The following is a 12,556-nucleotide window of genomic DNA, read 5'->3' as shown; positions in this document are numbered from 1 at the left end:
AAGGCCGGGCTCGCCCGGCCTTTTTTGCGTCTGGAGGTTGGAACCGGGCCCGATCCCTACAGCACCGCGCCGATCTGCCAGGGCACGAATTCGTGGTCGCCGAGGCCCAGGGCCTCCGATTTCGTCTGTTCGCCCGAGGCGGCTGCGATCAGCCGGTCATGGATCTCGCGGCCCTTCTCGGCCAGCGACACGCCGGTTTCCAGCACTTCCCCGGCATTGACGTCCATGTCCTCGCGCATCGCCCGGTAGAGCCGGTCGCTGGTGGCGATCTTCAGGGTCGGCGCGGGCTTGGAGCCGAAGGCCGAGCCGCGTCCGGTGGTGAAGGCGACCAGCTGGCAGCCGCCGGCGATCTGCCCCGTCGCCGAGACCGGGTCGTAGCCCGGCGTGTCCATGAAGACGAGGCCCGGCCCCTTCACCTGTTCGCCGTAGCCGACGACCTCGTTCAGCGGCGTGGCGCCGGCCTTGGCAACGGCGCCGAGCGACTTTTCCAGGATGGTGGTGAGGCCGCCGGCCTTGTTGCCGGGGCTGGGATTCTGGTCGAGCGAGGCGCCGTTCTGCGCCGCATAGTCCTCCCACCAGCGGATGCGCTCGATCAGGCGGTCGGCGACCTCCTGCGAGGCCGCGCGCGATAGCAAAAGCTGTTCGGCGCCAAAGATTTCCGGGGTTTCCGACAGAACGACGGTCGCTCCTTGCGCCACCAACAGGTCGCAGGCGATGCCGAGCGCCGGATTGGCGGTGATCCCCGACCAGCCGTCCGAGCCGCCGCATTGCAGGCCGAGCTTCAGCGCCGCGACCGGCACCGGACGGCGGGCGGTCCGGTTCACCTCCGGCAGCAGCTCGCGCACGGTCTCGACGATCCGCTCGATGGTGGCGTGGGTGCCGCCGTTTTCCTGGATCGCAAGGCCGTGGAAGCGGGTCTCCGCGCCGTCCGAGTAGAGCGCCTTCATGCGCGCCACCTGCATCACCTCGCAGCCGAGGCCGACGAAAACCGCTGCACCGACATTGGGATGGGTCGCATGGCCCCACAGCACGCGCTGAAGAATCTCCCAGCCCGGACCGCTCGACGACATGCCGCAGCCGGTGCCGTGGGCGAAGGCGACGACGCCGTCGATGTTCGGCCATTCGTCCAGCATGCCGGAGGCGTTGAGGATGTCGGCGGCCCGCCGCACCACCGTCGCCGAGCAGTTCACCGTGGCGACCAGCGCGATCATGTTGCGCGTGCCGGCGCGCCCATCAGTGCGCGGGTAGCCGAGGAAGCTCTCCGCGATGGTCACCTGGTCGAGGCGCGGAATGGCGGCGCGCGCCTCATCCAGCTTGTCGGAGATGCGGTAGGCGCGTTCGTGCTCGCCGATCTCGCAATTGTGCGAATGGACATGCGTGCCGGCGGCAATCGCGACCGTGGCATAGCCGATCACCTGCCCGTACTTGACCACCGGCTCGCCGGCGCCGATGGCGCGGCGGGCGATCTTGTGCCCCGGCGCGATCGCGGCGGACAGCGGCGCGCCCACGCCCAGCGGATCGCTGCCGGCCTCCGCGCGGGCGGCAAGCACCGCGACATTGTCGCGCTCCGAAAGCACGAGCGGCGGACGGTCGACAAGGCCGGTTGCAGTATCAGGCATGACGGGTTCCGGGATGGGAGAGGGCCGTGACGACGCCGCGCAGCTCGGCAAGGCCGCGCATGCGTCCGATCAGAGGATAACCCGGATGGGTGTCGCGGTCGAAGTCAGACAGCAGCTCGTGTCCGTGGTCGGGGCGGAAGGGGATATCTGTATCCGCCCGGCCCTCGTTCCGGCGCCGGCGTTCCTCGGCCAGCAGCGCGGCGGCAAGCGCCACCATGTCGGTGTCGCCGGCAAGGTGGGCTGCTTCCTCGAAGCTGCCGTCCGCCTCCTTCGCGACATTGCGCAGATGGGCGAAATGGATGCGCGGGGCAAAGCGCCGGGCAATCGCCGGCACGTCGTTTTCCGGATTGGCGCCGAGCGAGCCGGAGCACAGGGTCAGGCCGTTCGCCGTCGCCTCGTCCTGGCCGAGAATCCAGGCGATGTCGTCGGCATCCGAGACGATGCGCGGCAGGCCGAGAATGTCGCGCGGCGGGTCGTCCGGGTGGACGCACAGGCGCATGCCGAGTTCGGCCGCCGTCGGCACCACCTCCTTGAGAAAGCGGGAGAAATTTGCCCGCAGGGCATCCGCGTCGATGCCGTCATACAGCGTCAGCGCCCGGCGCAGGGCCGGGATGTCGTAGCGGTCGTAAGCGCCGGGCAGGCCCGCCATGATCGATGCGACGAGCTCCTCGCGGGCGGCCGGATCGCTTGCCTCGAACCACTGGCGGGCGCGGGTGCGCACCTCGTCCGGGTAGTCGTCCGCAGCGCCCTCGCGCTCCAGCATGAACATTTCCAGCGCGCACATGCGTGCTGCGTCGAAGCGCAGGCAGGTGCCGCCGCCGCGGACCGGGCTGGCGAGATCGGTCCGCGTCCAGTCCAGCAGCGGCATGAAGTTGTAGCAGACGGTGAAGATGCCTTCGGCCGCAAGGTTCGCCAGCGACTGGCGATAGTTGGCAAACAGCGGGGCAAGGTCGCCCTCGCCGCGCTTGATGCGTTCGTGCACCGGCAGGCTCTCCACCACCTGCCATGAGAGGTCGAGCCCGGATGCGGCGATCAGCTCCTTGCGGGCGGCGATGGCCTGCCGGGTCCAGACCTCGCCATAGGAAATCTCGTGCAGCGCGGTGACTACTCCCCGCGCGCCGGTCTGCGAAATCTCGTGAAGCCCGATGCGGTCGAGCGGTCCGTACCAGCGCCAACTCTCAAGCATGACAGGCCTCGACCATTGCGCGGGCGCCCCGCTCTGCAAGGCCCGCATGGGCCTCGGCGAGACGGGCGCGGAACGCTGTGTTGCCGGCAAGGCTTGCCGGAAAGATCTCGCGCAGGCCCAAAAGGGCGGCGACCTTCGCGGCCGAACCGTCCGCCGCATCGCACAGGGCGCGCAGGCGGTCGGCCATCGGGTCGCGCACGTCGATGGATTTCCCTGAAAGATCGGTGCCGCCGACATAGGTTATCCACGCGGCGACCGCGAGGATAAGGCCGGACATCGGCCGGCCGGCGGCAAGCCCTTCCTCCAGCTGCCCGAGAATGCGCTGCGGCAGTTTCTGCGAGCCGTCCATGGCGATCTGCCAGGTGCGGTGGCGGATCGCCGGATTGGCGTAGCGCTCTTTCAGCCGGGCGGCATAGGCGGCAAGGTCGACGCCGGGCGGCGGGGTGAGGCCGGGCAGGATCTCCTCGGCCCATAGGTTATCCAGAAAAGCCGAGAAGGCCGGATCGGCGACGGTCTCGGCGATGGTCTCAAAGCCGGCAAGGTAGCCGAGATAGGCGAGCGAGCTGTGCGTGCCGTTGAGGCAGCGCAGCTTCATCAGCTCGTACGGGGCGACGTCCGTGACGAGTTCCGCGCCGCAGGCCGCAAGGTCCGGCCGGTCGCCGCCGACGAAATCGTCCTCGATCACCCACTGGCGAAACGGCTCGTGCAGCACCGGGCTTTCGTCCCGGCAGCCGATCAGGCGGGCGACATGGTCGAGATCGGCCGGGCTGGTCGCCGGCACGATCCGGTCGACCATGGTGGAGGGGAAGCGGCCTTCCGCCGCGATCCACTGCGAAAGGCCCGGGTCGATCCGCTCGGCCAGCTCCAGCACCAGGCCGCGCAGCATCGCGCCGTTGTGGGGGAGGTTGTCGCAGGTCAGCACGGTGAAGGGCTTGATCCCCGCCGCGCGGCGGCGGGCAAGCGCGCGCACCAGGAAGCCGAGGGCAGAGGCGGGCCGCGCCGGATCGGCAAGATCGGCTGCGATGTCGGGATGGGTGAGCGACAGCCGTCCGGTCGCCGGCTCGTGGCAATAGCCCTTTTCGGTGACCGTCAGGGTGACGATGCGGGTGGCGGGGGCGGCCATCAGCGCGACCACCGCTTCCGGATCTTCCGGCGCGACGAGGACGCCGGCCAGCACATCGACGATGCGCGGCACCTCGCCGCCGGGGCCGAGCTCCAGCGCGGTATACGCGAAGTCCTGCGGCGCCAGCCGGTCGCGCTGGTCCGGCCGTTTCAGCGAGACGCCGACAATGCCCCAGTCGCCGCCGGACGCGGCCATCGCCTCGGCGATGTAGAGGGCGCCATGGGCGCGGAAGAAGGCGCCGAGGCCGAGATGGACGATGCCGGTGCCGGGGCGGGGGCCTTCGCGGCGGGGCGTCAGGTGGGGCAGGTCAGCGGGCAAGCCAGCCTCCATCGACAGGGATCACCGCGCCGTGCACGTAGCGGGCGGCCGGGGAGCAGAGGAAGACGGCGGTGCCGGCGATGTCCTCGGGCGCGCCCCAATGACCGGCCGGGATACGCTCGAGGATCGCGGCGGAGCGGTCCGGATCCTCGCGCAGCGCCTTGGTGTTGTTGGTGGCGATATAGCCGGGCGCGATGGCGTTGACGTTGATGCCTTTTGCCGCCCACTCGTTGGCGAGGATCTTGGTAACCCCCGCAACCCCGTGCTTGGCGGCGGTGTAGGACGGCACGCGGATGCCGCCCTGGAAGGACAGCATGGAGGCGATGTTGACGACCGCGCCGCCCTCGCCGCGCGCCAGCAGGTCGCGGGCGAAGGCCTGGGTGGTGAAGAACAGCGCCTTGAGATTGACGTCCATCACCGCGTCCCAGTCACCTTCCGTGAAGTCGGCGCTGTCCCCGCGGCGGATGATGCCGGCATTGTTGACGAGGATCGAATGTCCCGTGCCGGCAAAGACGTCGCGCGCCGCCATCGGGTCGGCGAGATCGAGGGCGAGCGAGGACGCGCGGCCGCCGGCCGCCTCGATCGCGGCGACGGTCTCAAGGCAGGAGCGGCGGCCGGCGCAGGTCACTTCCGCGCCTGCGGCGGCCAGCGCCAGCGCGATGGCCTGGCCGATGCCGGTATTGGCGCCGGTCACCAGCGCCTTGCGGCCGGAGAGCGAGAAGGAGGGGCTCATTTCATCTCCGCCATGCTGACGAAGTCCATGTCCGTATAGTCGACATTATCGCCGGCCATCGCCCAGATGAACGTGTAGCTGCCGGTGCCCGCGCCCGAGTGGATCGACCAGGGCGGCGAGATCGCGGCTTCCTCGTTGGCGACGATGAGGTGGCGGGTCTGCTGCGGCTCGCCCATCAGGTGCAGGACGCGCTGATCCTCCGTCATGTCGAAGTAGAGATAGGCCTCCATCCGCCGGTCGTGGACATGGGCCGGCATGGTGTTCCAGACCGAGCCGTCCTCCAGCGTGGTGTAGCCGAGCACGAGCTGGCAGCTTTCCATCACCAGCGGATGGACGAACTGGTTGATGGTGCGCTTGTTCGAGGTCTCGGTGGCGCCGAGCTTCAGGCTGTTGGCCTCCGACAGGCGGATCAGCCGCGCGGGCAGGGAGCGGTGGGCCGGGGCGGAGGTGATGTAGAACCGCCCGCCGCCGGAGAAGGTGACCGGGCCGGCACCCATGCCGAGATAGAGCACGTCGCCGCGCTCCAGCGTCCAGCTGTCGCCGTCCGTGGAGACCTCGCCGGTGGCGCCGATGTTGACGACGGCCATCTCGCGCCGTTCCAGGAAGGTGGCGGTGCGGGTCTCCTCGACCTTGTCGAGGGTCAGCTTGCCGGCGCCCGGCACCGCGCCGCCCAGCACGAAGCGGTCGTAATGGGTGTAGACGAGGCGGATCTCGCCGTCGCGGAACAGGCCTCCGGCATGGAAGTGGCGGCGCAGCTCGTCCGTGTCCATGCCCTTGGCATGGTCCTGGTGGACGGCGTGGCGGGTCTCTACGCTCAGCATGGCGGCTCCTTGAAGGGGTGGGGTTTCGGGATCAGAGGAAGTCGTCGCGGCGCGGCGTGAAGCCGTCGATCAGGCGCCCTGCCTGAAGGCAGCGGCAGCCGTGCACCGCGTTGGAGGGGATGACGAAACTGTCCCCTGGGCCGACCTCGAATTCCTCGCCATCCAGCGAGAAGACGAAGCGGCCGCTTTCCACATAGGTCGACTGGATGTGCGGGTGGTTGTGCAGCGGACCTTCCGCGCCGGCTTCGAAGGTGAAGGCGACGACCATCATCTGCGGACTGTCCGTGACGACCCGGCGGGTTATCCCCGGTCCGGTCGCGACTTCCGGAAAGGTGGCAAGGGGAGACATGGGGGGCGACATGGGCGGGCTCCGATTGGATCAGTGGAACAGCGACGGCAGCCAGAGCGACAGCGCCGGCACGTAGGTGACGAGCAGCAGGGTCCCGACGGCGGCGAAGTAGAAGGGCCAGATCGTGCGGACGGCATCCCACACGGTGATCCGGCCGACGGCGCAGCCGACGAAGAGCACCGCGCCGACCGGCGGGGTGCACAGACCGATGCCGAGATTGAGGATCAGGATGACGCCGAAATGGACCGGGTCGACGCCGAAGGCCTGGGCGACGGGCAGGAAGATCGGCGTGGTGATGACGATCAGCGGCGACATGTCCATGAACGTGCCGAGGATCAGCAGGATCACGTTGATCAACAGCAGGACCAGCAGCGGGTTCTGCGAGACGTCCTGCATGACCGCGACGAGCGTCGCGGGGACGCGAAGCACGGCGAGCAGCCAGCCGAAAGAGGCGGCGCAGCCGATCACCAGCAGCACCATGGCGGTGGTGCGCACCGCGGCGGTCGTCGCCAGCACGAAGTTCTGCCAGTGCATGGTGCGGTAGGCGACGGCGGTGATGAAGAGCGCGTAGACGACCGCGATGCAGGAGCTTTCCGAGGCGGTGAAGATGCCGGAGCGCACGCCGCCGAAGATGATGGCGATCAGCAGGATGCCGGGGGTCGCGTTGATCAGCAGGTGGCCGACCATGCCCCAGCCCTGGAACGGGTCGATGGGGTAGTTGCGCTTCTTGGCGACGTACCAGGCCGCGAACATGAGCGACAGCGCCAGCAGCAGGCCGGGCAGGATGCCGGCGGTGAACAGGTCGGCGATGGAGATGCGCCCGCCTGCCGAGATCGAATAGATGATCATGTTGTGCGAGGGCGGCAGCATCAATGCGATGATCGAGGAGACGACCGTGACGTTGACGCCGTAGTCGACGTCGTAGCCGCGCGCCTTCATCTGCGGGATCATCAGGCCGCCGATGGCCGAGGCGTCGGCCGCGGCCGAGCCGGAGATGCCGCCGAACAGCACCGAGGCGGTGATGTTGACCTGGCCGAGGCCGCCGCGCAGGTGGCCGACCAGGGCGCCGGCCAGCGCCACCAGCCGGCGGGCGATATCCCCGCGCACCATCAGCTCGCCCGCATAGATGAAGAACGGGATCGCCATCAGCGCGAAGACCGAGACGCCGGAGTTCAGCCGCTGGAAAACGACGACCGGCGGCAGGCCCATATAGGCGATGGTGGCGAAGGACGAGACGCCGAGGCAGAAGGCGACGGGCGTGCCGATCAGCAGCAGGACGGTAAAGGTGCCGAAGAGGATCAACAGTTCCATCGGTCAATCCTCCAGTTCGGTTTCGCCGAAGCGGGCGGTCGGCAGGCCGGCGGCGCGGCGGGCGAGGCGCTCGAGCGAGAACAGGACGATGAGGACCCCGCCGCCGACGAGGGGCAGGAAGTCGAACGCACCGGAAATGCCGAGCGAGGGCAGCTTGTTGCCGGCGGTCTTGGCGGCGAGTTCGGCGCCGTACCAGACCATGCCCGCACCGAAGGCGATGACCACCGCGTCGGAGACCGAGTGCAGCGCCAGCTTGACCTTCAGCGGCAGCACGTAGAGCAGCACGTCGAAGGACAGGTGGTAGCCCTCGCGGATGCCGACGGCAGCGCCGAGGAAGATGAACCAGCCCATCAGCATCACCGATGCGGGCTCCGTCCAGGACTGGCTGTCGTTGAGCGCATAGCGCCAGAAGACCTGGACCGAAATGAATGCGGTCATCAGCACGAGGCCCGTGCCCGACAGCCACAGGGCGATGCGGCCCATGGTGCCCGTGATCCGCGCGATGTCGCGCATTGTCCCTTGCAAGATGCGTCCTCCCGGCAAGAAGAAACCCGCGGCGAACCGGCCGCCGCGGGTTCGAAGTCAGGCAGGGATCACTCGGTCGCCTGGATACGGGCGACGAGGTCCTTCAGCTTGTCGGAGGTCACGTATTTCTCGTAGACCGGCTTCATCGCCTCGATGAACGGCGTCTTGTCGATGTCGTTGACGATCTTCACACCGGCCTCGCGCACCTTGGCCTCGGAGGCGGCCTCGCGCTCGGCCCACAGCTTGCGCATGTGCGGGACGGAGTCCTTGGCGGCCTGGCGGATCAAGGCCTGGTCCTCGGCCGAGAGCTTGTCCCAGCTCTTCTTCGACATGACCAGGACTTCCGGCACGATCAGGTGCTCGTCGAGCGTGTAGTAGCCGGCGACCTCGAAATGGCCGGAGCTCTCGAAGGACGGCCAGTTGTTCTCGGCACCGTCGATGACGCCGGTCTGGATCGAGGAATAGACCTCGCCATAAGGCATCGGCGTCGCGTTGGCGCCGAGCGCGTTGACCATGTCGACGAACAGGTCCGACTGCATGACGCGGAACTTCATGCCCGACAGGTCGGCCATGCTCTCGACCGGCTTCTGGCGGTTGTAGAAGGAGCGCGAACCGGCATCGTAGAAGACGAGGCCGACGAGGTCATGGGCGGAGAAGGCGTCGAGGATCTCCTGGCCGATCTCGCCGTCCATCACCTTGTGCATGTGGTCGACGGAGCGGAAGATGTAGGGCAGCGAGGGAACCTGGGTCTCCTCGATGATGTTGTTGAACGGCCCGAGCGAGACGCGGTTCATGTCGATCACGCCGAACTGGGTCTGTTCGATCGTGTCCTTCTCCTGGCCAAGCTGGGCCGAGTGGAACACCTCGATCTCGATGCGGCCGTTGGAGCGCTCCTTGACGAGGTCGCCCAGATACTTGACCGCCTCGACAGTCGGATACCCGTCCGGATGGGTGTCCGAGGACCGCAGGACGATGTCGGCCGCCTGCACCGTCATGGCGGAGGCGGCAAGCAGTCCGAAGGCTGCCGTCATGGTCTTCCAGTGTTTCATGTTCAGTTCCTCCCTAGAGCAGTTTCAGCCCGGTCACAGCCTGTAGGCTGCCTTGACCAGGGTGTAGGTGAGGTCGCGTGCGACCTCGTATGCCTCGCCCTCGCCGAGCCTCCCTGTGGCGACGAGTGTGGCAAGGAATGCCGCATCCGACCGCCGGGCCACGTCATGGCGGGCGGGGATGGAACAGAAGGCGCGGGTGTCGTCGTTGAACCCGACCGTGTTGTAGAAACCGGCGGTTTCCGTCGCCATTTCGCGGAAACGGCGCATGCCTTCCGCGCTGTCGTGGAACCACCAGGGCGGGCCGAGGCGCAGCACCGGATAGGCGCCGGCGAGCGGCGCCAGCTCGCGCGCATAGGACGTCTCGTCCAGCGTGAAGAGGATGATGGTGAGGCCGGGCTCGTGGCCGACCGCGTCGAGCAGCGGCTTGAGCGCCCGCACGTAGTCGGTGCGCGTCGGCACGTCGAAGCCCTTGTCGCGGCCGTGCCGGGCCATGATCGCCGGCGAATGGTTGCGGAACGCACCGGGATGGATCTGCATCACCAGTCCGTCGTCGAGGCTCATGCGCGCCATCTCGGTCAGCATGTGGCCGCGGAACCGGTCGGCTTCCTCCGCCGTGCAGCGTCCGGCCAGCGCCTTGTCGAAGAGGCCGGCGGCCTCGGCCGGGGACAGATCCTCGGTGCGGGCGCTGGGCGCGCCGTGGTCGGTCGAGGTGGCGCCGTGCTGCTTGAAGAAGGCGCGCCGCGCACGGTGGGCGGCGAGATAACCCGGCCAGGTCGTCGTGTCCTCGCCGGTGATCTCGCCGAGACGGGCGACGTTGGCGGCAAAGCCCTCGAACTCGGGATCGATCACCGCATCGGGCCGATAGGCGGTGATCACCCGGCCGTCCCAGCCGCTCTCGCGGATCGTGCGATGATGCTCCAGCGAGTCGAGCGCCGATTCCGTCGTGGCGATGACCTCGATGTTGAAGCGATCGAACAAGGCGCGCGGCCGGAACTGCGGCCGGGCAAGGCAGTCGGCAATGTGGTCGTAGATGCGGGTCGCGGTCTTTGGGCCCAGCGGCTCGTCGATGCCGAAAACTTCCTGGAAGGCGTGGTTCAGCCAGAGCGCGGAGGGCGTGCCGCGGAAGAGGTGGAAATTGTCGGCAAAGAGCTGCCAGATGCGGCGCGGGTCGCGCTCGCTCGTGCCGCCGTCGACACGGGGCACGCCGAGATCGGTCAGCGGGATTCCCTGCGAACACAGCATGCGGAAGACGTAGTGGTCCGGCACCACGAAAAGCTCGGCCGGATCGGGGAAGGGCTCGTTCAGCGCGAACCACGCCGGATCCGTATGGCCGTGCGGGCTGACGATGGGCAGGTCGCGGATGGTCCGGTAGATGTCGCGGGCAAGGCCGCGCGTGCGCGGCTCCACCGGAAACAGCCGGTCCTCGTCCAGTAGCGCCATTCCGATCCTCCCTGCCGGCCCTGACACGTTATTTTCGCGTCTCATTGTTGGGGCTGGCGAACTAACTAGTAATCTAATATGTTAGTCTGCAAGTCGAGTCAACGCCTCGGGGAAACGGGGCGACGAATTGTCAAACCGGGCGGCAGTCGCTAGGACGAGCCTCCCGGCAAATGCCGGAAAACCGGCGCGGACGAAACGTCCGGCAGCGCGGCGCCAAGGCCTCGTCCGATCTTGCGGGCGGGCTGCGGTGGTCGCAGGGAGGGCAGGTGGATGACGGAACAGATCAAGCTCAGGACGCTCGACATGTCGCGCGTGCCGTCCGTGACCGATCTGGTGTTTGCCGAACTCTACAACCGGGTGGTCGGCCTCGACCTGTTGCCGGGCACCAAGCTGTCGGAGGCGGAAGTCGCCAAGCAGATGGGCGTCAGCCGGCAGCCGGTGCGCGATGCCTTCTACCGGCTATCGCAGCAGGGCTTCCTGCTGATCCGTCCGCAGCGCGCCACGGTGGTGACGCCGATCTCGGTCGAGGCGGTGCACCGGGCCCGCTTCATCCGCACCGCGCTCGAACTGGAGACGATGCGCGCGGCCATGGCCAACATGACCGAGGCGGAGATGGGCGAGCTGGAAGACATGATCGGCGAGCAGGAAAAGGCGGTGGATCGCGACGACCGTGCCGGCTTCCACGCGCTCGACGACAGTTTCCACAACCGTATTTGCGAGATCGCCGGGCAGGGGCACGTGTGGGCACTCATCCGCGATCACAAGGCCCATATGGACCGGGTCCGCTATCTGTCGCTGGAAAACGGCGCGCGGCTGGCGCTGGAGGACCACATCTCGATCCTGGCGGCGGTGCGCGGCGGCGATCAGGACGGGGCGATCACGCGGATGCGCTCGCATCTGGCCCGTATCGCCGGCATCATCGACGATATTCGGGCCGCCCACGCAGACTATTTCGATCCCGACGAGGCCTGAGGAGAGGGTCGCGCCGGTCAGTCCGTCAGGTCATGCGGCCGCGGGCGGCGATGTCGATCTCCTGAACGCCGCCGTCGGCACCGAGCAGCCAGGCCCGGTCGAATAGGTTCGTCACCACGCAGCAATGGTTCGGCACGATGCGGACGCGGTCGCCGACGGCAAGGCTGCCGGCGGGGATCTCGACCACCGCATGTTCCTCGCTGAGCGCGGCGATCTGCGCATCCGGATGGCCGATGACGGTGCCGTGTCCGGTGAGGCCGAGCAGATCCGAGGACAGCGCCTTGGAGCCGGCATCCAGCACCGCGCGCGTTGGTGTCGGCCGGCTGACGACGGTGGCATGCACCGTCAGGGCGCAGTCGTCGAGGGCGCAGGCGCCGCGCTCGACCAGCGAGCGGTCGTTGTAGATATAGGTGCCGGCCCGGTACTCGGTGACGAGGTTGCGGGACCCGCCTTCCGCTTCGCCCGCATGCCACATGTCGGGCGAGCCGCCGCTGGAGATTTCCGGGCAGTCGATGCCGCGTGCGCCGAGCAGGCCGAGCGCCTCGCCCATGAAGCGTTCGACATTGCCGGCCTTGCCGGGGGCGGGATAGGTCATCAGACCGGCGAAGACGAGGCCGGGCGCCGCCGCGATGCGGGCGGCGAGATCTGCTGCCTCTGCTGGCGTCTGGACGCCGCAGCGCCCGGCGCCGGTATCGCATTCCACCATCACATGCAGCGTTGCCGCACCGTCCGCGAAGGCCGCTGCCAGGCCGTCCACCGTCGTCTCGCTGTCGGCGACGACGGCAAGGCGGGCGATGCGTCCGGCCAGCGCCTTCAGCCGCGCAAGCTTGGACTCGCCGAGGATGTTGAAGGTGATGAGGATGTCGTCGATGCCGGCATCGGCCATGACCTCCGCCTCGCCGATCTTCTGGCAGGTGATGCCGCGTGCGCCGGCCTCGATCTGCGCCTTGGCGAAGCGCGGCAGCTTGTGCGTCTTGATATGCGGCCGGCTCTTGAGGCCGAGCCGGTCGCAATGGGCCTGGAAGCGGGCGATGTTGGCGAGCGCAACCGCCTCGTCCAGCACGAGGGCGGGCGTTTCGGGCTGGAAGGGCGCGTCGGCGGTCATGGTGT

At 68.2% G+C, this 12,556-nt stretch carries 12 protein-coding genes; 1 reads left to right on the top strand and 11 read right to left on the bottom strand.

The annotated features are described in order from the left end of the window. Window positions 1-56: 56 nt before the first annotated feature. From GH266_RS08330 to uxaC, 10 genes are all read right to left on the bottom strand, one after another. Entirely contained in the window at window positions 57-1,619 is a 1,563-nt protein-coding gene (locus GH266_RS08330) for a UxaA family hydrolase (RefSeq protein WP_158193475.1), read from the bottom strand. Continuing rightward, window positions 1,612-2,805: a mannonate dehydratase gene (gene uxuA, locus GH266_RS08325; RefSeq protein ID WP_158193474.1), complete on the bottom strand. Its 1,194-nt coding sequence runs from the start codon at window positions 2,803-2,805 to the stop codon at window positions 1,612-1,614. Before uxuA ends, GH266_RS08330 begins: the two co-directional genes overlap by 8 nt. Continuing rightward, on the bottom strand, window positions 2,798-4,246 hold the full coding sequence (locus GH266_RS08320) for a mannitol dehydrogenase family protein (protein WP_342354294.1): 1,449 nt from the start codon (window positions 4,244-4,246) through the stop codon (window positions 2,798-2,800). The genes uxuA and GH266_RS08320 overlap by 8 nt, the downstream gene beginning before the upstream one ends. After that, window positions 4,236-4,979, bottom strand: coding sequence for a 2-dehydro-3-deoxy-D-gluconate 5-dehydrogenase KduD (kduD, locus tag GH266_RS08315; RefSeq protein ID WP_158193472.1), 744 nt, complete (start codon window positions 4,977-4,979; stop codon window positions 4,236-4,238). The genes GH266_RS08320 and kduD overlap by 11 nt, the downstream gene beginning before the upstream one ends. Further along, window positions 4,976-5,800, bottom strand: a complete 825-nt coding sequence (gene kduI, locus GH266_RS08310; protein WP_158193471.1) for a 5-dehydro-4-deoxy-D-glucuronate isomerase — start codon at window positions 5,798-5,800, stop codon at window positions 4,976-4,978. Before kduI ends, kduD begins: the two co-directional genes overlap by 4 nt. A 31-nt stretch (window positions 5,801-5,831) precedes the next feature. Further along, entirely contained in the window at window positions 5,832-6,149 is a 318-nt protein-coding gene (locus GH266_RS08305; protein WP_158196117.1) for a cupin domain-containing protein, read from the bottom strand. 30 nt (window positions 6,150-6,179) lie between these two features. Then, window positions 6,180-7,460: a TRAP transporter large permease gene (locus GH266_RS08300; RefSeq protein ID WP_158193470.1), complete on the bottom strand. Its 1,281-nt coding sequence runs from the start codon at window positions 7,458-7,460 to the stop codon at window positions 6,180-6,182. Window positions 7,461-7,463: 3 nt separating this feature from the next. Then, complete coding sequence (locus GH266_RS08295) at window positions 7,464-7,973, bottom strand: TRAP transporter small permease (RefSeq protein WP_158193469.1); 510 nt, start codon at window positions 7,971-7,973, stop codon at window positions 7,464-7,466. Window positions 7,974-8,053: 80 nt separating this feature from the next. Further along, window positions 8,054-9,034: a TRAP transporter substrate-binding protein gene (locus tag GH266_RS08290; RefSeq protein ID WP_158193468.1), complete on the bottom strand. Its 981-nt coding sequence runs from the start codon at window positions 9,032-9,034 to the stop codon at window positions 8,054-8,056. Between the two features lie 33 nt (window positions 9,035-9,067). Further along, window positions 9,068-10,474, bottom strand: a complete 1,407-nt coding sequence (gene uxaC, locus GH266_RS08285; RefSeq protein ID WP_158193467.1) for a glucuronate isomerase — start codon at window positions 10,472-10,474, stop codon at window positions 9,068-9,070. 270 nt (window positions 10,475-10,744) lie between these two features. Here uxaC and GH266_RS08280 point away from each other — a divergent pair, with 270 nt between their 5' ends. Continuing rightward, the gene (locus GH266_RS08280) at window positions 10,745-11,446 is read left to right on the top strand and encodes a GntR family transcriptional regulator (protein WP_158193466.1); all 702 of its coding nucleotides are present in this window, start codon (window positions 10,745-10,747) and stop codon (window positions 11,444-11,446) included. 25 nt (window positions 11,447-11,471) lie between these two features. On the opposite strand, the gene GH266_RS08275 is transcribed toward GH266_RS08280, so the two are convergent. Then, window positions 11,472-12,551, bottom strand: coding sequence for an alanine racemase (locus tag GH266_RS08275; RefSeq protein ID WP_158193465.1), 1,080 nt, complete (start codon window positions 12,549-12,551; stop codon window positions 11,472-11,474). Between the last annotated feature and the right edge of the window lie 5 nt (window positions 12,552-12,556).

It is taken from the genome of Stappia indica (assembly GCF_009789575.1).
Classification (GTDB): Bacteria; Pseudomonadota; Alphaproteobacteria; order Rhizobiales; family Stappiaceae; genus Stappia; species Stappia indica_A.
This window is presented reverse-complemented; position numbering and strand designations above follow the sequence as displayed.

What these genes read in the sequence shown, in the direction of transcription:
- uxaC (WP_158193467.1), bottom strand. Translation starts at nt 10,474, where the DNA reads ATGGCGCTACTGGACGAGGACCGGCTGTTTCCGGTGGAGCCGCGCACG.
- kduI (WP_158193471.1), bottom strand. Translation starts at nt 5,800, where the DNA reads ATGCTGAGCGTAGAGACCCGCCACGCCGTCCACCAGGACCATGCCAAG.
- kduD (WP_158193472.1), bottom strand. Translation starts at nt 4,979, where the DNA reads ATGAGCCCCTCCTTCTCGCTCTCCGGCCGCAAGGCGCTGGTGACCGGC.
- GH266_RS08305 (WP_158196117.1), bottom strand. Translation starts at nt 6,149, where the DNA reads ATGTCTCCCCTTGCCACCTTTCCGGAAGTCGCGACCGGACCGGGGATA.
- GH266_RS08295 (WP_158193469.1), bottom strand. Translation starts at nt 7,973, where the DNA reads ATGCGCGACATCGCGCGGATCACGGGCACCATGGGCCGCATCGCCCTG.
- GH266_RS08300 (WP_158193470.1), bottom strand. Translation starts at nt 7,460, where the DNA reads ATGGAACTGTTGATCCTCTTCGGCACCTTTACCGTCCTGCTGCTGATC.
- GH266_RS08275 (WP_158193465.1), bottom strand. Translation starts at nt 12,551, where the DNA reads ATGACCGCCGACGCGCCCTTCCAGCCCGAAACGCCCGCCCTCGTGCTG.
- GH266_RS08280 (WP_158193466.1), top strand. Translation starts at nt 10,745, where the DNA reads ATGACGGAACAGATCAAGCTCAGGACGCTCGACATGTCGCGCGTGCCG.
- GH266_RS08290 (WP_158193468.1), bottom strand. Translation starts at nt 9,034, where the DNA reads ATGAAACACTGGAAGACCATGACGGCAGCCTTCGGACTGCTTGCCGCC.
- uxuA (WP_158193474.1), bottom strand. Translation starts at nt 2,805, where the DNA reads ATGCTTGAGAGTTGGCGCTGGTACGGACCGCTCGACCGCATCGGGCTT.
- GH266_RS08330 (WP_158193475.1), bottom strand. Translation starts at nt 1,619, where the DNA reads ATGCCTGATACTGCAACCGGCCTTGTCGACCGTCCGCCGCTCGTGCTT.